The organism is Bradyrhizobium sp., assembly GCF_028868675.1.
In the GTDB taxonomy this organism is placed as follows: Bacteria; Pseudomonadota; Alphaproteobacteria; order Rhizobiales; family Xanthobacteraceae; genus Bradyrhizobium.
The window spans coordinates 1-23,995 of the sequence record NZ_JAGWUA010000056.1; the positions used below are offsets into that span (position 1 = coordinate 1).

Below are 23,995 nucleotides of genomic sequence, written 5' to 3' on the forward strand. Positions count from 1 at the left end.
GCAGGCAGCCGAAGCGCTGCGTCCGATCGCCGGCGCCTTCGCGGAATTCATCTTCGCGCTTGGCATCGTCGGCACCGGGCTGCTTGCGGTGCCGGTGCTGGCCGGCTCGGCGGCTTATGCCATCGGGGAAGGCCGGCGCTGGCCGGTCGGTCTGGCGCGCAAGCCGAAGGAGGCGCGAGCTTTCTATGCGGTGCTGACGCTTGCCGGGATCATCGGCATCATCATGAATTTCTCGCCGATTGATCCGATCTCCGCGCTGTACTGGAGCGCGGTGATCAACGGCGTTCTCGCGGTGCCGGTGATGATCCTGCTGATGCTGATAGTTCGCCGCACCGACGTCATGGATCGCTTCGTAATCGACGGGCCGCTGAACTGGCTCGGCTGGCTCGCGACCGGCGTGATGACCGCGAGCGTGCTCGGCATGGCGGTCTCTGTCCTGACGTGAAGCTTAATCACGTCGGAAGACGATGGAGGCCACCCATCCGGTCATCAGCGCCATCAGCGCGGTGGCGAGGCCGTAGGCGAGGCCGTGCTGGTGCGCGGCGGTGGCGATGAACTGCTCGAAGCCGACCTTGACGATCTCGAACGCGGTCTCGGTCTTGGTGACGAAGGCGCCGCCGGCAAACAGCTTGATCTCGACCCGATAGGTGCCGATCGGCACTTCGGCGGGCAGCGGAATGCCGGTGCGGAACAGCGTCGGCGTCAGGAAGGTGACCGCGCTCGCGTCCTCGCGATAGAGCCCGCGCTGCGTGCGCAGGCGGATGAAGGCCGAACGAAATACGTCGTTCGGCACCACGTCGGCATAGTCGGTGCCGACCCGCTGGGTCAGAAGCACGTTGTTCAGTCCGAGCTGCTGCCGCCGCGCGATCTCGCCCGAGGTGATCTTGTCGAAGGGGCGGTTGGCGAACAGCGCGAGATAGCTCGGCACCTGCAGGAACTGCCGGTAGTCGGTGTTGATCCAGATGCCGAAGGTGCGCTCCTTGCGCCGCGTCACCATGTCGGCGGCCGGCCCCTTCACCGTCACCACGAGGTCGTAGGCGGTGCGGTCGGCGGGCGTCGAGGCGTCCTTCTCCACCGAGCCGAACAGCACGAGCTCCTCGCCGGAATAGTTCGGCGTCACCGTGACGCGGTGGTTCGATACCGAGACGATCAGCCGCTCGGCCTGCGCCGAGGTGACGGCGAGCAGGATCAGCAGGGCTGCAGCGAGTGCGCGCGCGATCATCCGGTGCTCCCGATTTCCCGGATGGTGAAGAGGTCCTCGGGGCGGATGACGAGCTCGACCGCGAAGCGGATGCCGACCGCAAGGATCAGGACGCCGAGCAGTAGCCGCAGTTGCTCGCCGCGAATCCGCTGGCCCGCGCGCGCGCCGAACTGCGCGCCGGTGACGCCGCCGACCATCAGGATCAGCGCCAGCACCGCATCGACCAGATGGTTGGTCATGGCGTGCAGCATGGTCGCGAACAGCATGGTGACGAGCGTCAGGATCATCGAGGTGCCGATCACCGTCGAGGTCGGCACCCGCAGCAGGTAGATCATGATCGGGACCAGGATGAAGCCGCCGCCGATGCCCATGATGGCGCCGATGAAGCCGATCAGGATGCCGATCACCACGACGGGGATCACCGAGAGGTAGATCTTCGAGCGCTTGAAGCGCATCTTCAGCGGCAGGCCGTGGACCCAGTTGTGGGTGCGGCGCGGCGGCACGACGCCGCTGCGTGTCCGCATCAACGCGCGCAGGCCTTCGGAGAACATCAGCCCGCCCACGGTGGTCAGCAGCGCCACGTAGGACAGCGCGATCATCAGGTCGAGCTGGCCGAGCGCGCGCAGTTGCGTGAACGTCCACACCCCGAGCGCGGTGCCCGTGGTGCCGCCGCACAACAGCACGGCGGCGAGCGCGGGATCGATCGCCCGGCGTCGCCAGTAGGAGATCGCGCCGGAGAAGGACGAGGCCGCGATGTGGCTCGCGACGGAGGCGACCGCGACCGCAGGCGTAATCCCGATGAAGATCAGGAGCGGCGTCATCAGGAAGCCGCCGCCGATCCCGAACATGCCGGAGACGAAGCCGACCGCGGCCCCCATGGCGAGCACCAGGAAGACGTTGATCGGAAGGTCGGCGATCGGAAGGTAGAGCTGCATCGCACCTCGTCCGACGAGACGGACCACATCTTGCGGAATGCCAGTGGAGGACGAGGCGATTTCCGCGCTCCTCACATAGCCGAAATCGCCAGCCTGCGGGACCACGAATCGACGAGCCGGCGGGATCTTCCATGGGACCGGTCGATCACGCTTTTCGGCGTGGTGAACGATTGAGATTGATTGTGGGCTTGATGATCTTGATTGGATCGGTCTGGCGGCAACCTCGGTTCACCTCTCCCGCTTGCGGGAGAGGTCGCGCGAATGCGCGGGTGAGGGCTCTCTCCACATCGGGGCTATCGATTGTGGAGACACCCTCACCCCAACCCTCTCCCGCAAGCGGGAGAGGGGGCGCACCGTATTCGCGACGCGATCGGAGCCGATCACTTGCCCTTAGTGCGCGGCCGAGGCCGCGCGCTTGGTTGCGGCGGGCTTCGGGGTCGGCTTGGAGGCCTGCGCCGGCGCGCTGTCCCAGCCGCCGGCGGGTGTCGCCACGTTGACGGCGTCGGTCGGCTGCGGTTCGGCGCTGAAGGTCTGGATCGCGAGCTTGGCCGCGGCGAGCGACTGCGGATCGAGCCGCTTGGCCACGTCGTCGCGCTTGCCGGCCGCATCCGCATCGCCCTGGGCGGCGGCGAGGCTGAACCATTTGTAGGATTCGGCGAGGTTCTGTTCGACGCCGATGCCGCGGGCGTAGAGGATGCCGAGGTTGAACTGGCTGTCGGCGACGCCGCGATCGGCGGCCTTGCGGAACCACTGCGCCGCGCTGTTGTAGTTGGCGCCGCGGCCGCCGCCATCGGCGTCGAGCACCGCGAGATTGTGCATCGCCTTGGCGTTGCCGCGCTCGGCGGCCTGCATGTAGTAGCGGCGGGCGATGTCGGTGTCCTTCGTCACGCCCAGGCCCTTCTCGTAGAGCGTGCCGAGCCGGAACACCGCCGGCACCACGCCGGCCTGCGCCGCGCGGTCGTACCATTTGGCGGCTTCGTCGTAGCTGATTGCGATGCCCTTGCCTTCGGCGAAGCGCACGCCGACCTCGTAGGCCGCGGTCGCGTCGCCCTTCATCGCGGCGTTGCGCAGCACCGGGCCGCCGATGCCGTCGGGCAGCCGCTCGCTCGGCGGCACCTGGACCTGGCCGAACCTCGTCTTCGATGCCGCCGCCGGGATCGCGCCGGTGACGTCGCCGTTGCCGGCGGCCGGGTGCGGCGCGGCGGCGGGTGCGGGCGGGATCTCGACCGACGCGGCCGGGTCGGCGCCCGCCGGAGCGGAGCCGTTGAGCGACTGCTTGCCGATCGGCGTCGGCGAGGTCATCGACGGCGTCACCTGATCGGGCGCGGCCGGCTTTGCGGGCTCCGCGGGCGCCTGCATCTGCGGTGCGGGCGCGGTCGCCGAGCTCTCGATCGACGGCGGCGGGTTGTTGCTGCCGTTCAAGAGGTTCATCGCCATCTTGAAGGTGCCGAGCACGATCACGACCACGCTCGCGCCGACCAGCAGCGAGCGGATCTTCGAGGTGATGGTGGAGCCTTCCTTGCTCTTGTCCTTGGCGCCGGGCGCCGACTTTGCCCCGCGGCCGGATTTCTCCGGCGGCTGGGCGGCGGCGGCCTGGGCGGCGCGGCGTGCCGCGGCGATGAAGCTCGATGACGACACCGGCTCCTTCGGCGCGGCCGGGATTTCGCTGATCGCGCTCTCGGAAGCCGCGATGCGCTCCGACGTCGTAGCCATGCGTCCGCTCGGCCGCGTGCCCGGCTCCAGCGGATGATCCGGCGGCAGCTCAGGCGCGATCGCGGCACGCGCGCTCGCGGCATGCGGTTCGAGGATTTCGCTGATTGCGCGCGGCGGCAAGGGGGGCGTGGCTTGCGGCGCCACCGGGACCGGCGGCGGTGCGGCGGACGCGGCGTGGAATTCGCGCGGTGCGGCGGCGAAGGTCGCCTGCGCCGCGGCCGGGTTGGGCAGCTCGGGCCTGACGTCCGGGGTGACGTTCGGCCTGGGTTGCTGCTGCGGCGTCGGGCTGTGCGCCATCGGCGCCGGCTCGGCCGGCATCATCGGTGCTGCGGCCGGCTGTGGCGCGGGCGGCGCGGTGCGCACCGCGCGCAGGTCGCCCTCGATCATCGCGAGACGATCGACGACGTGGGCGAGCGTGCCGTTGACGGCCTCCAGCGAGTCCTGGGTGTGGCGGTTGGTTTCGGCCTGGCTGAAGCGAATGTCGGACAGCTCGCGCTTGACGAGGTCGATCACGCCGGAATCGGACGGCTCTGCGTCGCGGCGGCTCTCGGCGAGCGCGGCATAGGTCGCCTGCTGCTTCTCCAGGTGTCGCAGGATGTCGTGCAGCCCGTCCTCGACGCGGCTCAGGTCGCCGCCGCGCGGCTCGGAGACGGCTTCCAGCCGTTCGAGCAGATAGGAGACTCGTTGTTCGAGATGCGCGAAGGTGGAGGCGGAATCGCTGCCGACCTGCATGCGGTCGAAGCGGTCGGACAGCGCGCGGATCGCGGCTTCCAGCTGCTCGTTGCTCGCGCTCTCGACCGGTCGCTCGCGCGCTTCCAGCGCCGCGGTCAGCGCCGCGATGCGCTGCTCGAGGATCGCGAAGCCGTCGTTGGCGCCGGCGGCGTGGGCCTGGGCGATCTGGTCGACCTTGGCCGACAGCAGATGCACGTCGTCGGCGAGCCTCGCCAGGGCCTCGTTGGAGGCGACGTTGGAGACGATGGCGCGAAGGGCCGTGATCGCGCCTTCGAGCTGCTGCACGGTCGAGGGATCGTCGTTGGCGCGCAGGATCAGGTCGAGCTTGGCGCCGAGATTGCGGATCGCCTCGTCATAGCCGGTGAGCTGCTCGGCCGGCGTCAGCGTGCGCAGCACCTCGCGGATGTCGGACAGCGCGCGCTCGATGCCGGCGAGCGCCTGGCCGTCGGTGCCGCTGGAGCGCGTCTCGTCGATGCGCCGGTGCAGCGAGCGAATCTCGTTCTCGATGGATTCGATCGCGCGGCGCGGCATCGCCTCGGTGATGGCGAGGCGGATTTCCGACAATTCGCTGCGGAAGGCGGCGATCGACTGCTCGATGTGATCGGGACGCTGCAGCGCCTCGATCTGGCTGGTGATCTTGAGCAGATGCCGCTCGAGCGAGGAGAAGTCCGGTCCGGGCTGGGGTGGAGGCGGAGTGTAGGACGGGGCGGGGGGCGCCACCGGTGGAGGAGCCATGACGGGAGAAGCCATGACGGGAGAAGCCATGACGGGAGAAGCCATGGGGGCAACCGAGGGAGCGGCGCGCGGCGGCATCTGTCGCTGCCCGAAACTGTCGAGCTCGTTCTGCCGCGCCGCGATCTCGGCGACCGCGACGTCGAGCGAGGCGGGGCTGAGCGGCGGCGAAGTGCGATAGACCTGGGCGGCGGCGCGTTCGACCGCATCGGCCTGGCGCTCGCGCCGTTGTCCGGGCGCCGGCGCGGCGCCGGGAGCGGGATTTTGCGCGGGCGCGGGCCGGGCGCCTTGCGGCTTCGAGATCTGCGACAGCCGGGCGTCGAGCCGAGAGATCGCGTCGTTCAATTGGCGCGCGACGCCCTGCTCGCGCGAAAGATCGCTGCGCGGGGCGGGGCGCGAAATCTGCTCGATCTGCCGGGTGATGGCGTCGAGCCGCTGGTGGATGTCGGCGACGTCGCGGCTGGCTTCGCCGGCGGATTGCTGGCGCTCGTCGTAGGGCGCGCGGAAATTCGGCGGCGCGACGTCGCCGAGCGTGGAGTTCAGCCAGTCGTTGAGCGACATGCCGGCGCGGCGCGCGGCGGCTTCGGCCCTCTCCCTGACGGATGGATCGATGCCGTCCACACTCCACGATACGCGCGAATTCATGACCCTGTCCGGTTCCGACTCCGGCGCCCACCCGGCGCCTCCAGCCTCCCCGCGCGTCCCGATCGTCAAGACAATCCAATTCGGCGCGGGGCGTCTGCCTCGAAGACCGACTTTTTCCTGTTACGGTAAATAACGGGTTAAGGAATGCGGCAGCCCCGTCCTAAAGTTGGCGCGGGGAACCGGCTCACCCCTTGCCGTCCCGCTTCTTCTCCTCCAGCGGCACCACCGTGCCGCGGCTCGTGACCGCCGACAGCGCTTCCAGCGCTTCCCCGCAAAACTCGCTCACCATCTGTTCGTGGCGCGAGCCGAGCCGCAGCAGGAGCAGATTGCCGACGTCGGCGGCGGTGGAGGCGGTGCCGTCGGGAAAGCGCTTCTTCAGGATGCGCTCATAGCGCTCGTAGCGGTCGCGGTGGTGCTCCAGCCGCGCCATCAGGTCGGTGCGCATCGGCTCGAGGTCGATGCTGTCGAGCGCGTGCAGCCGGATCAGGAGGTCGTCCTTGACCGAAGGCGCGGTGCTCGGCCGCGCCGCCCAGTGCCGCAGCGCCGCCTTGCCCTCGTCGGTCAGGCTGTAGACCAGCTTGTTGGGCTTGCCGGACTGCACGACCTCGCGGCCCTGGATGTAGCCGCGGTCGCGCAGTTTCGAGAGCTCGCGGTAGATCTGCTGGTGGTCGGTCTTCCAGAAGAACCCGACCGAGGAGTCGAACGTCTTGGCGAGTTCGTAGCCCGTCATCGGACGTTCGGTCAGGCATGCGAGGATTGCGTCGCCCAGCGCCATGAGAGCAGCCTCCATCTTAGCCCAGAACCAAGCCGCTTGACTTTATGCACATTAGCGCATATGCGTCAATGTGCATATGACGGCGGACGAAAGTCCTGCCGCCGTCGGCACTTGCCCACTGTGCATGGGGTTGAACCACGTTTTTCGCCAAGGGACCCACTGGGAACCCGACAAGGGAGACGCCCTGACAATGACCGGCCTCGACAGATGGTACGCTTTCATGAAGTCCCACGACCGCGCCGCGCTCTGGGACTTGCTGCATCCTGACGCCGTCTTCGAAAGCCCCGTGGTCCACGCGCCGCAGCGCGGCCGCGACATCACCTTCAAATATCTGGCGAGCGCCGAGAAGGTGCTCGGCGGTCCCGGCTTCACCTATATCGGCGAGTGGACGAGCAAGAGCGGCGCCGTGCTCGAATTCGAGAACGTGATCGACGGCATCAGGATCAACGGCGTCGACATCATCACCTTCGATGCCGAAGGCCGCATCACGCATTTCAAGGTGATGGTCCGTCCGCTCAAGGCGATCAACATGCTGCATCATCTGATGGCGGAGCAGCTCGCTGCCGCCGAAAATAGCTGAGCGAGGCGATTTGCGCGCGCCGCAGTTCCGATAGTACCTGCCCTGAGGTTGCAGAAACCGCTAAGGTCCGTCCGACCGCTGCAACGACAGGGCCGCAGGATATTTCCACCCCTCAAAGGCCCCATGCCGGGAGAACGCCATGCCGATCTATAAAGCCCCCGTCGAAGACGTGAACTTCCTGCTCAACGACGTCTTCCAGATCGACCGCTACGACAATCTGCCGGGCTTTTCCGATGCCTCCAGCGACGTGCGCGAGGCGATTCTGGGCGAGGCGGCGAAGCTCGCCGAAGAGGTGCTGCAGCCGCTCAACCGCGTCGGTGATCTCGAGGGCTGCAAGCGCGCCGACGACGGCAGCGTGACCACGCCGAAGGGCTTCAAGGAAGCGTTCAAGCAGGTCGCCGAGGGCGGCTGGCTCGGTCTGTCGGTGCCGGCCGAATATGGCGGGCAGGGCTTGCCGGTGACGCTCTCCCAGGCAGTCAACGAATTCCAGATCTCCGCCAACATGGCGTTCTCGATGTATGGCGGGCTCACCATGGGTGCCACCGCGGCGCTGCTCGTGCACGGCACGCCGGAGCAGAAGAAGACCTACGTGCCGAAGATGGTGGCGGGCGAGTGGACCGGCACCATGAACCTGACCGAGCCGCATTGCGGCACCGACCTCGGCCTGCTCCGCACCAAGGCGGTGCGCCAGGCCGACGGCAGCTTCAAGATCACGGGCACAAAAATCTTCATCTCGGCCGGCGAGCACGATCTCGCGGACAACATCATCCATCTCGTGCTGGCCCGCATCGAGGGTGCGCCCGCCGGAATCAAGGGCGTCTCGCTGTTCGTGGTGCCGAAGTTCCTGGTCAATGCAGACGGCTCCGTCGGAGCCCGCAACGGCGTCACCTGCGGCTCGATCGAGCACAAGATGGGCATCCACGGCAATTCCACCTGCGTGATGAACTACGACAACGCCACCGGCTGGCTGATCGGCGAAGAGAACAAGGGCATGCAGGGCATGTTCGTGATGATGAACGAGGCCCGCCTCGGTGTCGGCCTGCAGGGCCTCGCGCAGTCCGAGGTCGCCTACCAGAACGCGGTCGCCTATGCGCGCGAGCGCATCCAGGGCCGTTCGCTGACCGGCGCGAAGGCACCCGACAAGCCGGCCGATCCGATCATCGTGCATCCGGACGTGCGCCGCACGCTGCTCACGATTCGCGCCTTCAACGAGGCCTCTCGCGCCTTCGTGATCTGGACCGCGCTGAAGAGCGACGTCGCCCACCGCTCCGACGATCCCAAGGACCGTCAGGCCGCCGACGACCACATGGGCCTGATGACGCCGGTGCTGAAGGGCTTCCTCACCGAATTCGGCTTCGCCAACGCGGTGCAGGCCCAGCAGATGTTCGGCGGTCACGGCTACATCGCCGAGCACGGCATGGAACAGTTCGTGCGCGACGCGCGCATCGCCATGATCTACGAGGGCGCCAACGGCGTCCAGGCGCTCGACCTCGTCGGCCGCAAGCTCGCGCGCGACGGCGGCCGCGCCATCATGAGCTTCTTCGGCGAGGTGATGGGCTTTGCCAAGGAGAACGGCGCCGACGAGGCCATGAAGCCGTTCGTCGGTCCGCTCTCGACCTCGCTCGGCCATCTGCAGCAGGCCACGACCTGGCTGATGCAGAACGCCATGATGAAACCGGACAATGCCGGCGCCGCCGCGACCGATTTCATGCACCTGTTCGGCTTCGTCGCGCTCGGCTACATGTGGGCGCGGATGGCCAAGGTGACCCAGGCCAAGATTGCGGAGAGCGGCACCACGCCCTACCTGTCGACCAAGCTCGTCACCGGCCGCTTCTTCATGGAGCGGATGCTGCCGGAGACCGCGCTGCACCTTTCGCGCATCCAGACCGGCTGCGCCACCACCATGGAACTGCCGGCGGAAGCCTTCTGACCGGAGGGTACGCTTCCGCCGTCAGCCGCGACCCGCTACCACATTACGAAGATCATACCAGGAGGGCGTCATGCCTGAGGCATTCATCTACGACCACGTTCGCACCCCGCGCGGCCGCGGCAAGTCGGACGGCGCGCTGCACGAGGTCACGGCGCTCGCACTCGCCACCGTGCCGCTGAAGGCGCTCAAGGACCGCAACAACCTGCCGGAAGACTCCGTCGACGACGTCGTGCTCGGCGTGGTCGATCCCGTGGGCGAGGCCGGGTCCGACATCGCGCGCTTCGCCGCGCTCAATGCGGGCCTCGGCGACGCCGTGCCCGGCGTGCAGATCAGCCGCTTCTGCGCCTCCGGCCTCGACGCCGTGAACTTTGCCGCCGCCCAGATCATGAGCGGCCAGCATGAACTGGTCATCGGTGGCGGCGCCGAATCGATGAGCCGCGTCGGCATCGGCGCCTCCGGCGGCGCCTGGCCGATGGATCCCTCGATGGCGATCCCCGCCTACTTCATGCCGCAGGGCGTCTCGGCCGACCTGATCGCCACCAAATACGGCTTCTCGCGCGACGACGTCGACGGCTATGCGGTGCAGAGCCAGCAGCGCGCGGCGAAAGCCTGGGACGAGGGCCGCTTCAAGCGGTCCGTGGTGCCGGTGAAGGACGTCAACGGCCTCACCATCCTCGCCAAGGACGAGCACATGCGCCCGACCACGACGATGCAGTCGCTGGCGCAGCTGCAGCCGTCCTTCACCATGATGGCGCAGATGGGCGGTTTCGACGCGGTGGCGATCCAGTCGCACCCCGAAATCGAGCGCGTCAACTACGTGCATCACGCCGGCAACTCCTCGGGCATCGTCGACGGCGCCGGCGCCGTGCTGCTCGGCAGCCAAGAGGCGGGCGCGAAGTACGGGTTGAAGCCGCGGGCAAAGATCCGCGCCTTCGCCAATATCGGGTCCGAGCCCGCGATGATGCTGACCGGCCCGGTCGACGTCACCGAGAAGCTGTTCGCGCGCTCCGGAATGAAGAAGTCGGACATCGACCTGTTCGAGCTCAACGAGGCCTTCGCCTCCGTCGTGCTGCGCTACATGCAGGCTTTCGACATCGACAGTGCCAAGATCAACGTCAATGGCGGCGCGATCGCGCTCGGCCATCCGCTCGGCGCGACCGGCGCGATGATCCTGGGCACCGTGCTCGACGAGCTCGAGCGCACCAACAAGTCCACCGCGCTGGTGACCTTGTGCATCGGCGGCGGCATGGGCACCGCGACCATCATCGAGCGCGTCTGAGGCGAAGGGAGCAACCAACATGGCTTACAAGAATTTCAAGGTTGAGACCGACGCCGACGGCATCGCGCTCGTTACCTGGGACATTCCGGGACGTTCGATGAACGTGCTGGACGAGACCTCGACCAACGAGCTCGAGGCGATCGTGAAGCAGACGACCGCCGACGCCGCCGTGAAGGGCGTCGTCATCACCTCGGCGAAGGAGGCGTTCTGCGCCGGCGCCGATCTCTCGATGCTCGAGGGCATGAACCAGGAATACGCCAAGGTCCTGAAGGAAAAGGGCGAGGAAGCGGCCAACCAGATGCTGTTCGAGCAGAGCCGGCGCTTCTCGCTGGTGCTGCGCAGCATCGAGACCTCCGGCAAGCCGTGGGCGGCCGCGATCAACGGGCTGGCGCTCGGCGGCGGTTTCGAGATCACGCTGTGCTGCCACTATCGCGTCGCCGGCGAAAATCCAAAGACCCGGCTCGGCCTGCCCGAGGTCAAGGTCGGCCTGTTCCCGGGCGCCGGCGGCACGCAGCGTGTGCCGCGCCTGGTCCCGCCGCAGGACGCGATGACGATCCTGCTCAAGGGCGATCCGGTCACGCTCGACAAGGCCAAGGCGCTCAATTTGATCCACGCCATCGTGCCGGCGGCCGATCTGATCAAGGCAGCCAAGGACTGGATCAAGGGCGGCGGCAAGGCGGTTGCGCCCTGGGACGAGAAGGGCTTCAAGCTGCCCGGCGGCCCGGTGTTCTCCAAGAACGGGATGATGATGTTTCCGGCCGGCAACGCCATCTACCGCCGCGAGACCTACGACAATTATCCGGCCGCGCGCGCCATCATGAGCTGCGTCTATGAAGGCCTGCAGTTGCCGATCGACGCTGCGTTGCGCGTGGAGTCGCGCTACTTCACGAAAGTGCTGCGCTCGAAGGAAGCCGCCGCGATGATCCGCAGCCTGTTCCTGTCGATGCAGGAATTGAACAAGGGCGCCCGTCGACCGAAGGGCGTAGCCCCGACCAAGGTGAAGAAGGTCGCCGTGATCGGCGCCGGCTTCATGGGCGCGAGCGTCGGCTACGTCTCGGCCCGTGCCGGGCTCGACGTCGTGCTGATCGACCGCGACCAGGAGAGCGCCGATAAGGGCCGGGCGCACGCCGAGAAGGTGATCTCCGATCAGATCGCCAAGGGCCGTGCCAAGGCCACTGACCGCGACGCGCTGCTGTCGCGCATCACCGCGACCGCCGACTATGCCGCCCTTGGAGATTGCGACCTCGTCATCGAGGCCGTGTTCGAGGACCGCAAGGTCAAGGCGGATACCTTCGCCAAGGCGCAGCAGTACATGAGGCCGGACGTGATCTTCGCGTCCAACACCTCGACCTTGCCGATCACCTCGCTCGCCGAGGGCTTCAAGGACCAGGGCCGCTTCGTCGGCATCCACTTCTTCTCGCCGGTCGAGAAGATGATGCTGGTCGAGATCATCCTCGGCAAGAACACCGGCGATCTCGCGGTCGCGACCGCGCTGGATTACGTGCGCACCATCGGCAAGACGCCGATCGTGGTCAACGACAGCCGCGGCTTCTTCGCCAATCGCTGCGTCGGCCGCTACGTCGCCGAAGGCAACGAGATGTTCCTCGAAGGCGTGCCGCCGGCGATGATCGAGAACTGCGCCAAGATGGCCGGCATGCCGGTCGGCCCGCTGTCGCTGTCGGACGAGGTCGCACTCGACCTCGGCCTGAAGATCATGAAGGCGACCGAGGTCGATCTCGGGCCCAACGCCATCAACCAGGATCAGAAGAAGCTGATGGTGGAGATGGTCGAGAAGCAGGGTCGCCTGGGGCGCAAGAACAGCAAGGGCTTCTACGACTATCCGGAGAAGGGCAAGGGTCAGAAGAGCCTGTGGCCGGGTCTCGTCGCGCTGCAGCCGAAACACCTCGACCCCGACACGCTCGACGTGGAGGAATTGAAGCAGCGCTTCCTGGTGGTGCAGGCGGTGGAAGCCGCGCGCACGGTGGAGGATCACGTCATCACCGATCCGCGAGAGGCTGACGTCGGCTCGATCCTCGGCTTCGGCTTCGCGCCGTTCACCGGCGGCACGCTGTCCTATATCGACTTCATGGGCCCGAAGAAGTTCGTCGCGCTCTGCCACAAGCTGGAAGCCAAATACGGCTCCCGCTTCACGCCGCCAAAACTCCTGGAGGAGATGGCGGCCAAGGGCGAGACCTTCTACGGCCGCTTCGCACCGAAGAAGTCGGCGGCCTGAACTCTGACGTAGCTCGGATGGAGCGCAGCGCAATCCGGGACAACATCTCAAGAGTGCCCGGATTGCGCTGCGCTCCATCCGGGCTACGAAACAAAATAGGCCGGATCATTCGACCCGGCCGTTTTCGTATCCAGGGGAGAGGCGCCTACTTCGCCTGCGCCAGCCCTTCCCTGGTCAGCGCTTCCCTGGTCAGCGCTTCCTGCACCTTCGGCCGCGCAGCGACGCGGGCCTTGTAGGCGAGCAGGTTCGGCATCGCCGAGAGGTCGAACTTCATGCGGTCGGCCCAGGTCAGGATGGTGAAGAGATAGCCGTCGGCGACCGTGAACTGCTTGCCCATCAGGTAGTCGCGGCCGTGAAGCGCGCCGTCGAGATACCCGAACTTGCCCATTACGCGGTCCTTGAAGAACGCCTTGGCATCGTCGGCGAGTGTCGGCGCGAACAATGGGCCGAAATTCTTGTGCAGCTCGGAGGTGATGAAGTTCAGCCACTCCAGCAGCTTGTAACGATCGGAACTGTCGCGCGCCGGCGCCAGGTTCTTGCCTGCGGCCTGGTCGGCGATCATCTGGACAATGACCGGGCCCTCGGTCACGATCTCGCCGCTGTCGAGGCCGAGCGCAGGCACCTGGCCTTTCGGGTTCACCTTCAGATAATCGTCACCATTCTCGAGCTTCTTGGCGCGGAGATCGACCTTGACCAGCTCGTAGGGCAGGCCGGCTTCCAGCAGCGCGATGTGGGGAGACAGGGAGCAGGCGCCGGGGGAATAATAAAGCTTCATGGAATTCTCTCCTGCTTGACGCTTTGGTTGGGACGATGGAATTGCTACATGCATATGCATGGAATAGTCAAGATTGATGCAGATGCATCGAGTGGAGTAGGATAGACCACGATTTCGAGCGGGACCATGAAACGCAAACCATCGACCGAGGCGACCGCCGCCTGGATCCGCCTGATGCGGGTGCAGAGCCGGGTGCTCGACTGCGTCGAGCAGGATCTGAAGAAGGCCGGCTTCCCGCCGCTCGCCTGGTACGACGCGCTCCTGGAACTGTCGCGCGCGCCGAGCGGCGAGCTGCGCCCGGTGGAACTCGAGCGCCAGATGCTGCTGCCGCAATACTCGACCTCGCGGCTGATCGACCGGTTGGTCGACGAGGGGCTCGCCTGCCGCCGCGAATGCAAGATAGACAAGCGCGGCCAGTTCGTCGAGATCACGGAAGCCGGCCGCGAACTGCAGAAGCGGATGTGGAGCGCCTATTCGGCCGCGATCGAGAAGCATGTCGGCTCGAAACTGTCGGACGCGGACGCCGTCAGGCTCAGCGCGCTGCTCGACCGACTCGGCTGCTCCTGCGGCGAGATGCGGCTGCCGGCGGCGGGCGAAAGCCAGCCATCGCGATGATCCGCCGAAACCAGCACCCCCGCAGCCCCCGACGGGCTTCGCGGACATCACCGTCACCCGCGCGTTCGGTCGAAGCGCTTTTGATTAGAGTTTGATATGGCGCGAGACCAGATCGATATGACGCCGCTCAACTCACGCGACGAGCTCGTCGCGTGGATCGAGGCGGGCATCAAGCCGCCGTCCGAGTTCCGCATCGGCACCGAGCACGAGAAGACGCCGTTCACGCTGGAAGGCCACCGGCCGGTACCCTATGAGGGCGCGCGCGGCATCGGCGCGCTGCTCGAAGGCATGAAGCTCCTGCTCGGCTGGGAGCCGATCATGGAGCACGGCAATATCATCGGGCTTTACGACGTCACCGGCGGCGGAGCGATCTCGCTCGAACCGGGCGGACAGTTCGAACTCTCCGGCGCGCCGGTCGAGACCGTGCACCAGACCCAGAGCGAGCTGATGGCGCACCTGGCGCAGGTGCGCGAGATCGCGACGCCGCTCGGGATCGGCTTCCTCGGGCTCGGCATGACGCCGTCCTGGTCGCGCGCCGAAATCCCGGTGATGCCCAAGGGCCGCTACAAGATCATGACCAACTACATGCCGAAGGTCGGCCAATACGGCCTCGACATGATGTACCGGACCTGCACCGTGCAGACCAATCTCGACTTCTCCTCCGAAGCCGACATGGTCAAGAAGCTTCGGGTGTCGCTGGCGCTGCAGCCGGTCGCGACCGCGCTGTTCGCCAATTCGCCGTTCACCGAAGGCAAGCCCAACGGCTTTCTCTCCTTCCGTTCCGAGATCTGGCGCGACACCGACAATGCGCGCGCCGGCATGTTGCCGTTCGCCTTCGAGGGCGGCATGGGGTTCGAGCGCTACGTCGATTACGCGCTCGACGTGCCCATGTATTTCGTCAAGCGCGGCGACGACTATATCGACGTCTCCGGCTCCTCGTTCCGCGCCTTCTTCGAGGGCCGCAACGACCGGCTGCCCGGCGAGCGCCCGACGCTGTCGGACTGGGCCAACCACCTCTCGACGATCTTCCCGGAGGTGCGGCTCAAGCGCTATCTCGAGATGCGCGGTTCCGACGGCGGCCCGTGGGGCCGCCTGCCGGCGCACCCTGCGTTCTGGGCCGGGCTGCTCTATGACGATGCCTCGCTCGATGCCGCCTGGGACATGGTGAAGCACTGGAGCGCGCATGAGCGGCAGGCCCTGCGCGACGACGTGCCGCGCCTCGGCTTCAAGGCGCGGGTCAAGGACCGCTATTTGTTCGAGATCGCGAAGGAGTGTCTGGTACTCGCCCATGCGGGCCTCAGGCGCCGCGCCCGGGTCGACCAGCTCGGCCGGGACGAGACCCGCCATCTCGAGCCGCTCGATCGCATCCTCGAGTCCGGGCGGACGCCTGCCGAGGAACTGCTGGAGAAATTCAACGGCGCCTGGAACGGCTCGGTGGAGCCAGCCTATGCGGAATACGCCTTCTAGCTAGCCCGGGCGGCCGACCAGGACCGTTCATCGCCTGTACAGGTTTGCGGCGATCAAATGGCGGGCTCGAAAAAGGTCAACGCGTTCAATAACTCGAAAGCTGGTTCATGGGGAGAGGCCGCCTGCCCGGGGGCTTCATGGCAAAGGTCGTGGCGTGCGTCGTGCTGATTGCGGCTGCGCTCGTGTCGGCGCGTGCCCAGGTGGCGTTCGACCGTCCGGGCGGCGACTATATGAGCGTGCCGGTCGTTTCCGGCGATCCCGAGGACTGCGCGCTGCTCTGCGAACGGGACCGTCGCTGCCGGTCCTGGAGCTTCAGCTATCCCGACATCGAGGGCGCCAAGGCGGTTTGCTGGCTCAAGAACGTGGTGCCGGCGCGGGTGCCGGAAAGCTGCTGCGTCTCGGGCGTGCGCGGCGCCGGCGTGATCGAGCCGCGCATCGAGGGCGTGGAGAATTCGATCGACCGTCCCGGCGGCGACCTCCGCAATTTCGAATTGAAGGCCGGCGACGGCGAGGAGGCCTGCAAGGCCGCCTGCACCGCCGACAACAAGTGCCGCGCCTTCACCTACGCCCGCCCCGGTTACACCGGCCGCCAGGCGCGCTGCTTCCTGAAGAAGGAAATCAAGCCGCCGCGGCGCAAGGCAGGATTCATCTCGGGCGTGGTGCGGTGAACCATTCTCGTGCCCCCGGGCGCAGCGCAGCACGTCAGTGATGTGCTGCTGAACCGGGGCTCACATCGCCAGGTCCCGGCTCTCCACCGCTTCGCACTGCGTCGCGTCCGGGACACGAAAGATCACGTCCCCTCCGCCGCCATCACCGTAAGCTCCGGCCAAAGCGCCTTCCAGCGCGCGGTCTTCGCCGCGTAGCTCACGGGCGAAAAATTCGGTCCCGGATTAGGCCGTGCGACAAGACCGGCGACATCGTCAAATCCGTGCGGCGCGTAGACCTCGAAGCCACCATAGCCGTCGCGTGCGCGGCGGATGCCGATTTGCGTGTTCTGCGTCAGGAAGCGGTCGATGCCCTCGGTCGAGCAGGCGAGCGGCGGGTAGGGCAGGCCGTGCTTGGCGGAATACCAGAGATGCACGCGCGCCTGGTTGCGTGCCTCGACCGTGACGGAGAGCTGCGACAGCCGCTCGTTGATCGTGCGTATCACAGCGTCCTCCGCTTCCCAGGAAGTATCGGGATCGAAATAGAAGACGTCGTAGTCGGCGATGCCGTGATCGATCGTGCGGCCCGTCAACGCATTCCACGCGCTCTGCACGAGGCATCCCGAGACAAGCCAGGCGTCGGGCAGCTCGAGCTGCAGCAATTCGTCGGCGATGGCGACGTTGACGGGGTTTTGCAGCGCCAGCGCAAGGAAATCGTCGCGGGTCATCGCTGTCCTTCACCCTCTCCCGCGGTGAGGCGAGGCGAACTACCGCACCGGCGTGAAGAAGCGCGCGAGGCGGAAGCCGGACAGCCAGGTCCAGACCGGCTGGTTGCGCAGGCCGAGATCCCAGGAGCCGAGCACGGCATCGGCACGGCCGACCAGATTGTCGATCGGCAACAGCCCGACGCCGCCGGCGCGCAGGGAGACGCGGCTGTCGGCGGAATTGTCGCGGTTGTCGCCGAGCACGAAGAGATGGCCCGGCGGCACCTTCACTTCGGGCGTGTTGTCGAGCGGGCCGTTGTCGCGCATCTTGAAGATCAGATGCGATACGCCGTTCGGCAGCGTCTCGACATAGCGGTAGGCGGGCTCGCTGCCGCCATTGTCGTCCTCGGCCCGTCCGACGCCGTCCGGCTTCAATTCGGCGGGGCGGTCGTTGATGAAGAGTTGGCCCTGTCGCATCTGGATGCGGTCGCCGGGCAGGCCGACGACGCGCTTGACCCAGGCCTGCGAGCGGTCGCCGGGCCAGCGGAACACGACGACGTCGCCGCGCTTCGGCGTCTCCGCGAACACCCGTCCGGTTTCCGGCAGGTTGATCTGGATCGGCAGCGACGAGGTGCCGTAGCCATAGGGGAATTTCGAGGCGAGCAGCGCGTCGCCGATCAAGAGCGTCGGCTCCATCGAGCCCGACGGCACGTAGAACGGCTCGGCCAGCGCGCCCTTGGCGATGAACACGGCGGCCACGATGCCGGCGAGCTGCAGCGCCTGCGCGCGCCAGCTGCTGCCGCTCCTGGTCTTCGTCACCCCGGACATCTTGTCGATACTCACTAGCCTGTGCCTCCAACCGTGATGCGTTCCATCAGGAGCGTCGGCTGGCCGACGCCGACCGGCACGCCCTGTCCGTTCTTGCCGCAGGTGCCGATGCCGGTGTCGAGCGCGAGATCGTTGCCGATCATGCGGATGCGATGCAGGTCGGTCGGCCCGTTGCCGATCAGCATGGCGCCCTTGAGCGGCGCGCCGATCTTGCCGTTCTCGATCTTGTAGGCCTCGGTGCACTGGAAGACGTATTTGCCCGAGGTGATGTCGACCTGGCCGCCGCCGAAATTCGCGGCATAGACGCCGTTCTTCACCGAAGCGATGATCTCGCCCGGCGCGCGGTCGCCGGCGAGCATGTAGGTGTTGGTCATGCGCGGCATCGGCACATGGGCATAGCCCTGGCGGCGGCCGTTGCCGGTCGGCTTCATGTTCATCAGCCGCGCATTCTGGCGGTCCTGCATGTAGCCGACCAGGATGCCGTCCTCGATCAGCACGGTGCGGTTGGTCGGCGTGCCCTCGTCGTCGATCGAGAGCGAGCCGCGCCGCGAGGCCATGGTGCCGTCGTCGACCACGGTGACGCCCTTGGCCGCCACCTGCTGGCCCATCAGGCCCGCAAAGGCGGACGTCTTCTTGCGGTTGAAGTCGCCTTCCAGACCATGGCCGACCGCTTCATGCAGCATCACGCCGGGCCAGCCGGCGCCCAGCACGACGTCCATCTCGCCGGCCGGCGCGGGCACGGATTCGAGGTTCACCAGCGCCTCGCGCAGCGCGCCGTCGGCGGCGTCGCGCCAGTTTCGGCTCGCGATGAATTCGGCATAGCCGGCGCGGCCGCCATAGCCCTTGCTGCCGCTCTCCTGCCGGTCGCCCTGTCCGGCGACCACCGAGACGTTGATACGCACGAGCGGGCGGATGTCGCGATAGCTTTCGCCGTCGGGACGCAGAATCTCGACGACCTGCCAGGTTGCGCTCAGGCTGACGCTGACCTGCCGCACCCGGGGATCCTTGTCGCGCAGATAGGCGTCGATCTCGGCGAGCAGCTTGACCTTGGTCTCGAAGCCCGGAGCGTCCAGCGGATTGTCGTCGCCATAGAGCCGTGCGTTGGTGTGCGGCGGCGGCGTCGCAAAACGCCCCGAATAGCCGCCGCGGACGGCTGCGACCGCGTCGGCGGCGCGGATCAGTGCCGGCAGCGACACGTCGGAGGAATGCGCGTAGCCGACCGCGTCGTCGTTCACCGCGCGCAAGCCAAACCCCTGGCTGGTGTCGTAGGTCGCCTGCTTCAGCCGTCCATTGTCGAACACCAGCGCTTCGTTCTGGCTGTATTCCAGGAACAATTCGCCGTCATCGGCCCCGGAAAGCCCGCGCGCAACCTGATCGCGGACCTGGTCGCGGTCGAGATTGGCGCGGTCGAGAAGCGAGGTGGCGGCTGGATTGGTCATGCGTCCGTCCATGATAGGGGGATGTAAGGCAAGATAATGGTTCCCCACCCGTTGCGCGAGGGGCGGGGCGAACACATTACCGAAACGACATCGTGAGTATGTCTGAGGCCTCCCTTCGCGGATATCGGGGGCGGCTGCATTGAACCCGAAACGGTGCTAGGATTGCAATATGAGCTATCAGGACATCATCTCCATGGAGCCGGGCAAGCGCGGTGGCCGAGCCTGTATTCGTCACATGCGGATCGCGGTGGCCGATGTGCTCGGCTGGCTGGCCGCCGGCCAGACCCATGCGCAGATCATCGCGGATTTTCCTGAATTGACCGAGGATGACATCCGGGCGTGCCTGGCTTATGCCGCCGACCGTGAGAGGCGACTGGTCACCGCGCCGACATGAAGCTTCTGTTCGACCAAAATCTCAGCTTCAAGCTCTGCCAGACGATCGCCGACCTTTTTCCGGATTCCAGTCACGTCAGGACTCTCGGTCTGTCGGAGGCCGACGATCGGACGCTCTGGGACTTCGCCAAGGCAAACGGCTTTGCGATCGTTTCACAGGACGCTGATTTCGCGGAGATGGCGACGCTGTTGGGTCCTCCGCCGAAAGTCATCTGGTTGCGTAGCGGCAATCAGACGACGGTGGCAATCGCGGCATTGCTACGGCGCCATGCCGGAATGATCGTGTCGTTCGAAGGGGATGACGAGGCGGCTTGTCTCGAGATTTATTGAGCCCGCGCCGCCCTACGGCAGCTTGTCGTATCCTTCGCCGAGCCCGTTCAGGCTGAGCGGGAAGCCGATGCCCTCCTCGGGCGTCTCGAAAATGATGAAGGTGGCGGTCTTGGCGGTGCGGAGCTGGCCCAGGAGCTTGTCGTCCATGACGACCTCGGCGACGCAGCCATTGGGCAGGCAGCGAACGAAACCGGCGCGGCCGACGTCCTGGTTGTCGAGCTTCAGCCCGAGGCCGGAGGGCAGCAGCACGCCGAGCGGCGCCACCACCCGCATCAGGCGACTCTTCTGGTCGGCGGTCTTCAACACGATCACGGTCAGGCCGGCATTGGAGCGGTCTTCCGCCACCACGCTCTGGATCAGGGCGCACTGCTCGGATTGCGCACCCGGCGGGGTGTCGCAGCGGATCTGCCAGTCGCCATGCACCGACCGCACGGCGCCCTGCGCCTGTGCCGGGCCGGGGAGGGCTGCGATGAGGATGGCGGCGAGCAGGCCGGTCAAGGCAATGCGGGTCAAGGCAACGCCCCGGAGGTCGCCGAAGAGGCTCGCCGGTTTCGCCATGAGTTTCAAAAGCCTCATCCGGGTCGATCCCTTCGTTTCGATCGAACTGTTGGACTGATACGGAAATGACGGCGTCTTGAAGGCGATTCCCAAGCCGATCCCTAGCAGATTTCGCGCCGCGCCGCCGCGTTGTTCCGCGCGAATCAGGTTCCGGCGGGGCGGCTTCGGAGTGCCTACAACGGGCAATCCTGCTGTCAAGCCAAGGCGCTGCCGGGAACGGTATTTTCGTCTGCTGCCATTAGGAAATATCTTGCCGAGCATGGCTGCACAAGTCGTGCAAGACTGCATTGCGATAGATCAAAAATTATGGTTTGTGAGGCTGATTTCGGCGTTCTAGCGATCTTGCCCAGATACCTCCGGGAAACATGTTTCCGACGGTCTTGCTGCAGGCGGTTGTCGGAGGGCGGATCGTCAGCATTCCCGAACAGTCTGCGGAATGCATCGGGTCATATCTTGAGGGGAGCGCGAACGGCATGAGGACGTCGATGGGCCGGATGGGCCGTCAGTTGCTGGGATTGGCCGTGGCGGGCGTGACGCTGGCCGCCAGCGGCGCAGCTTTCGCCGAGCTGGGGCAGCCGGCGCCGTGGGAATACAAGCTGCAGGAATCCGGCTCGCCGGTGATGGACAACATCGTCTGGTTCCACAATTTCCTGTTCGTCCTCACAACCGTCATCACGCTGTTCGTGCTGGCGCTGCTGGTGATCGTGGTGGTCAAGTTCAACGCGAGGGCCAATCCGGTGCCGTCGCGGACCACCCACAACACGCTGATCGAGGTGGTCTGGACCCTGGTTCCGGTGCTGATCCTGGTCGGCATCGCGGTGCCCTCGTTCCGCCTGCTGTTCCTCGAGCTCGACGTGCCGAAGGCCGATCTCACCGTGAAGGCCACCGGCAAGCAGTGGTACTGGTCCTATTCCTACCCCGACAACGGCAAGTTCGAGTTCGACTCGCTGCTCGCGCAGGACAAGCAGCCGCGCCTGCTCGGCGTCGACAACGAAATGGTCGTGCCGGTGAACAAGGTGATTCGCGTCCAGACTACCGGCGCCGACGTCATCCACGCCTTCGCGGTGCCGTCCTTCGGCATCAAGATCGACGCCATTCCCGGCCGCCTGAACGAAACCTGGTTCAAGGCGACCAAGGTCGGCATGTATTACGGCCAGTGCTCGGAGCTGTGCGGCAAGGACCACGCCTTCATGCCGATCGCCGTGCGCGTGGTCAGCGACCAGGAGTTCGCCTCGTGGGTCGAGGCTGCGAAGAAGAAATACGCAAGCGGCGGCACCACCACCTACGCTTCCGCGGCCGACGCGGCGCACTGAGCGCCGCGAAGGGACGACAGATTGAGGGCGGGGCCCCGAGGGGTTCGAACGGGACTGCAAGGCAGGATTTAGAGAAAATGGCAACGAGTGCAGCGACACACGGCGATCACGCGCATGACGAACACCATCCGGCCGGATGGCGGCGCTTCGTCTATTCGACCAACCACAAGGACATCGGCACGATGTACCTGGTGTTCGGCGTCATCGCGGGCATCATCGGCGCGGCGATGTCGATCGCGATCCGCGCCGAGCTGATGTTCCCGGGCGTCCAGATCTTCCACGAGTCGCATACCTACAACGTGTTCGTGACCTCGCACGGCCTGATCATGATCTTCTTCATGGTCATGCCCGCGATGATCGGCGGCTTCGGCAATTGGCTCGTGCCGTTGATGATCGGCGCGCCCGACATGGCGTTCCCGCGCATGAACAACATCTCGTTCTGGCTGTTGCCGGCGTCCTTCGCGCTGCTGCTGATGTCGACCTTCGTCGAGGGCGAGCCGGGCGGCAACGGCGTCGGCGCAGGCTGGACCCTGTACGCGCCGCTGTCGACCTCGGGCCATCCGGGGCCGGCGGTCGATTTCGCGATCCTGTCGATCCACCTCGCCGGTGCCTCCTCGATCTTGGGCGCGATCAACTTCATCACCACGATCTTCAACATGCGCGCGCCCGGCATGACCATGCACAAGATGCCGCTGTTCGTGTGGTCGATCCTCGTCACGGTATTCCTGCTGCTGTTGTCGCTGCCGGTGCTCGCCGGCGCGATCACCATGCTGCTGACCGATCGCAACTTCGGCACCACCTTCTTCTCGGCCGACGGCGGCGGCGACCCCGTGCTGTTCCAGCACCTGTTCTGGTTCTTCGGTCACCCCGAAGTGTACATCCTGATCCTGCCCGGCTTCGGCATGATCAGCCAGATCGTCTCGACCTTCTCGCGCAAGCCGGTGTTCGGCTATCTCGGCATGGCCTACGCCATGGTCGCGATCGGCGGCATCGGCTTCGTGGTGTGGGCGCACCACATGTACACGGTCGGCATGTCGTCGGCGACGCAGGCCTATTTCGTCGCCGCCACCATGGTGATCGCGGTTCCGACCGGCGTGAAGATCTTCTCCTGGATCGCCACGATGTGGGGCGGCTCGATCGAATTCCGCGCGCCGATGCTGTGGGCGATGGGCTTCATCTTCTTGTTCACCGTCGGCGGCGTCACCGGCGTCGTGCTGGCCAATGCCGGCGTCGACCGCGTGCTGCAGGAGACCTACTACGTCGTCGCGCACTTCCACTACGTGCTGTCGCTCGGCGCGGTGTTCGCGATCTTCGCCGGCTGGTACTACTGGTTCCCGAAGATGTCGGGCTACATGTACAACGAGACCATCGGCAAGCTGCACTTCTGGGTCACCTTCATCGGCGTCAACCTGGTGTTCTTCCCGCAGCACTTCCTCGGCCTGTCGGGCATGCCGCGCCGCTACATCGACTATCCGGATGCGTTCGCCGGCTGGAACCTGGTATCGTCGGTCGGCTCGTACATTTCGGGCTTCGGCGTGCTGATCTTCCTGTGGGGCGTGATCGACGCCTTCGCGAAAAAGCGCGTCGCCGAGGCCAATCCGTGGGGCGCCGGCGCCACCACGCTTGAGTGGACGCTGCCGTCGCCGCCGCCCTTCCACCAGTTCGAAGTGCTGCCGCGCGTCCAGTAACGCCACTTCGCGGCGCGCACATGTGGCGCGCCGCGGCTTTCGTGAAGCGAGATCAATCTTGTCGGTAGTCGATCACAACGCCATCGATACTCTTCCTCGGATTTCCGAGGCGGAAGTCGGTGACTATCTCGCACTGTTGAAGCCGCGGGTGATGTCGCTCGTGATCTTCACCGCTCTGGTCGGCCTCGTGATCGCGCCCGGCCATATCCATCCCGTGCTGGCGTTCACCGCCATCCTCTGCATCGCGGTCGGGGCGGGCGCTTCGGGCGCGATGAACATGGCCTATGAGGGTGACATCGACGCGCTGATGTCGCGCACCGCCAACCGGCCGATCCCGCGCGGCCGCGTCACGCCGGGCGAGGCGATGGCGTTCGGCCTGATCCTGGCCTTCTTCTCGGTGATCACGCTTGGCGTGCTCGTCAACCCCCTGGCCGGCGCGCTGCTGGCGTTCACGATCTTCTTCTACGTGGTGATCTACACCATGGG

22 protein-coding genes are annotated in these 23,995 nt (G+C 66.3%); 13 read left to right on the forward strand and 9 right to left on the reverse strand.

Annotated features, from left to right (window positions below; genetic code table 11):
- Positions 1–445, forward strand: a 445-nt coding sequence (locus KGM94_RS09945; protein ID WP_300257669.1) for a divalent metal cation transporter, incomplete at its 5' end; no start/stop codon positions are given.
- A 3-nt stretch (positions 446–448) separates the two neighbouring features.
- Here the strand turns inward: KGM94_RS09945 and KGM94_RS09950 are convergent.
- The 4 genes from KGM94_RS09950 to KGM94_RS09965 all read right to left on the reverse strand — a co-directional run bounded on the left by KGM94_RS09950 (position 449) and on the right by KGM94_RS09965 (position 6,733).
- Positions 449–1,219, reverse strand: a complete 771-nt coding sequence (locus tag KGM94_RS09950; RefSeq protein WP_300257731.1) for a TIGR02186 family protein — start codon at positions 1,217–1,219, stop codon at positions 449–451.
- Entirely contained in the window at positions 1,219–2,136 is a 918-nt protein-coding gene (locus KGM94_RS09955) for a sulfite exporter TauE/SafE family protein (protein WP_300257673.1), read from the reverse strand. Before KGM94_RS09955 ends, KGM94_RS09950 begins: the two co-directional genes overlap by 1 nt.
- Positions 2,137–2,526: 390 nt before the next feature.
- Entirely contained in the window at positions 2,527–5,958 is a 3,432-nt protein-coding gene (locus KGM94_RS09960) for a hypothetical protein (protein WP_300257676.1), read from the reverse strand.
- A 184-nt stretch (positions 5,959–6,142) separates the two neighbouring features.
- Entirely contained in the window at positions 6,143–6,733 is a 591-nt protein-coding gene (locus KGM94_RS09965) for a PadR family transcriptional regulator (protein ID WP_300257678.1), read from the reverse strand.
- Between the two features lie 190 nt (positions 6,734–6,923).
- Here KGM94_RS09965 and KGM94_RS09970 point away from each other — a divergent pair, with 190 nt between their 5' ends.
- From KGM94_RS09970 to KGM94_RS09985, 4 genes are all read left to right on the forward strand, one after another.
- Entirely contained in the window at positions 6,924–7,313 is a 390-nt protein-coding gene (locus tag KGM94_RS09970) for a nuclear transport factor 2 family protein (protein WP_300257680.1), read from the forward strand.
- A gap of 139 nt (positions 7,314–7,452) precedes the next feature.
- On the forward strand, positions 7,453–9,243 hold the full coding sequence (locus tag KGM94_RS09975; protein WP_300257683.1) for an acyl-CoA dehydrogenase C-terminal domain-containing protein: 1,791 nt from the start codon (positions 7,453–7,455) through the stop codon (positions 9,241–9,243).
- 70 nt (positions 9,244–9,313) lie between these two features.
- Positions 9,314–10,522, forward strand: a complete 1,209-nt coding sequence (locus tag KGM94_RS09980; RefSeq protein ID WP_300257686.1) for an acetyl-CoA C-acetyltransferase — start codon at positions 9,314–9,316, stop codon at positions 10,520–10,522.
- 19 nt (positions 10,523–10,541) lie between these two features.
- A complete protein-coding gene (locus KGM94_RS09985; RefSeq protein ID WP_300257689.1) occupies positions 10,542–12,755 on the forward strand; it encodes an FAD-dependent oxidoreductase in 2,214 nt (737 codons plus the stop codon).
- Positions 12,756–12,900: 145 nt separating this feature from the next.
- Here the strand turns inward: KGM94_RS09985 and gstA are convergent, their stop codons facing one another.
- On the reverse strand, positions 12,901–13,530 hold the full coding sequence (gene gstA, locus KGM94_RS09990; RefSeq protein WP_300257692.1) for a glutathione transferase GstA: 630 nt from the start codon (positions 13,528–13,530) through the stop codon (positions 12,901–12,903).
- Positions 13,531–13,656: 126 nt separating this feature from the next.
- Here gstA and KGM94_RS09995 point away from each other — a divergent pair, with 126 nt between their 5' ends.
- From KGM94_RS09995 to KGM94_RS10005, 3 genes are all read left to right on the forward strand, one after another.
- Positions 13,657–14,145, forward strand: coding sequence for a MarR family winged helix-turn-helix transcriptional regulator (locus KGM94_RS09995; RefSeq protein ID WP_300257695.1), 489 nt, complete (start codon positions 13,657–13,659; stop codon positions 14,143–14,145).
- Positions 14,146–14,241: 96 nt separating this feature from the next.
- Positions 14,242–15,612: a glutamate--cysteine ligase gene (locus KGM94_RS10000; RefSeq protein WP_300257697.1), complete on the forward strand. Its 1,371-nt coding sequence runs from the start codon at positions 14,242–14,244 to the stop codon at positions 15,610–15,612.
- Positions 15,613–15,719: 107 nt separating this feature from the next.
- Positions 15,720–16,280, forward strand: a complete 561-nt coding sequence (locus KGM94_RS10005; protein WP_300257700.1) for a PAN domain-containing protein — start codon at positions 15,720–15,722, stop codon at positions 16,278–16,280.
- 122 nt (positions 16,281–16,402) lie between these two features.
- On the opposite strand, the gene KGM94_RS10010 is transcribed toward KGM94_RS10005, so the two are convergent.
- The 3 genes from KGM94_RS10010 to tldD are packed head-to-tail and all read right to left on the reverse strand — an operon-like array spanning position 16,403 to position 19,227.
- Positions 16,403–16,984: a nucleotidyltransferase family protein gene (locus KGM94_RS10010; protein WP_300257702.1), complete on the reverse strand. Its 582-nt coding sequence runs from the start codon at positions 16,982–16,984 to the stop codon at positions 16,403–16,405.
- A 39-nt stretch (positions 16,985–17,023) separates the two neighbouring features.
- A complete protein-coding gene (gene lepB / locus KGM94_RS10015) occupies positions 17,024–17,803 on the reverse strand; it encodes a signal peptidase I (RefSeq protein ID WP_300257705.1) in 780 nt (259 codons plus the stop codon).
- Positions 17,803–19,227 (reverse strand): metalloprotease TldD, encoded by a 1,425-nt coding sequence (gene tldD, locus KGM94_RS10020; protein WP_300257708.1) that lies wholly within the window; start codon positions 19,225–19,227, stop codon positions 17,803–17,805. The genes lepB and tldD overlap by 1 nt, the downstream gene beginning before the upstream one ends.
- 169 nt (positions 19,228–19,396) lie before the next feature.
- On the opposite strand from tldD, the gene KGM94_RS10025 reads away from it, so the two are divergent.
- The gene (locus tag KGM94_RS10025; RefSeq protein WP_300257711.1) at positions 19,397–19,621 is read left to right on the forward strand and encodes a DUF433 domain-containing protein; all 225 of its coding nucleotides are present in this window, start codon (positions 19,397–19,399) and stop codon (positions 19,619–19,621) included.
- Positions 19,618–19,950, forward strand: a complete 333-nt coding sequence (locus KGM94_RS10030; protein ID WP_300257714.1) for a DUF5615 family PIN-like protein — start codon at positions 19,618–19,620, stop codon at positions 19,948–19,950. The genes KGM94_RS10025 and KGM94_RS10030 overlap by 4 nt, the downstream gene beginning before the upstream one ends.
- Positions 19,951–19,962: 12 nt before the next feature.
- Here KGM94_RS10030 and KGM94_RS10035 read toward each other — a convergent pair whose 3' ends face one another.
- Positions 19,963–20,526 (reverse strand): invasion associated locus B family protein, encoded by a 564-nt coding sequence (locus KGM94_RS10035; RefSeq protein WP_300257717.1) that lies wholly within the window; start codon positions 20,524–20,526, stop codon positions 19,963–19,965.
- Between the two features lie 455 nt (positions 20,527–20,981).
- Between KGM94_RS10035 and coxB the strand changes: the two genes are divergently transcribed.
- The 3 genes from coxB to KGM94_RS10050 form a co-directional block, all read left to right on the forward strand.
- Entirely contained in the window at positions 20,982–21,821 is an 840-nt protein-coding gene (gene coxB, locus KGM94_RS10040; RefSeq protein ID WP_300257720.1) for a cytochrome c oxidase subunit II, read from the forward strand.
- Between the two features lie 77 nt (positions 21,822–21,898).
- Positions 21,899–23,509, forward strand: coding sequence for a cytochrome c oxidase subunit I (gene ctaD / locus KGM94_RS10045; protein ID WP_300257724.1), 1,611 nt, complete (start codon positions 21,899–21,901; stop codon positions 23,507–23,509).
- Between the two features lie 58 nt (positions 23,510–23,567).
- The coding region (locus KGM94_RS10050) for a UbiA family prenyltransferase (RefSeq protein WP_300257727.1) at positions 23,568–23,995 on the forward strand (428 nt) is incomplete at its 3' end.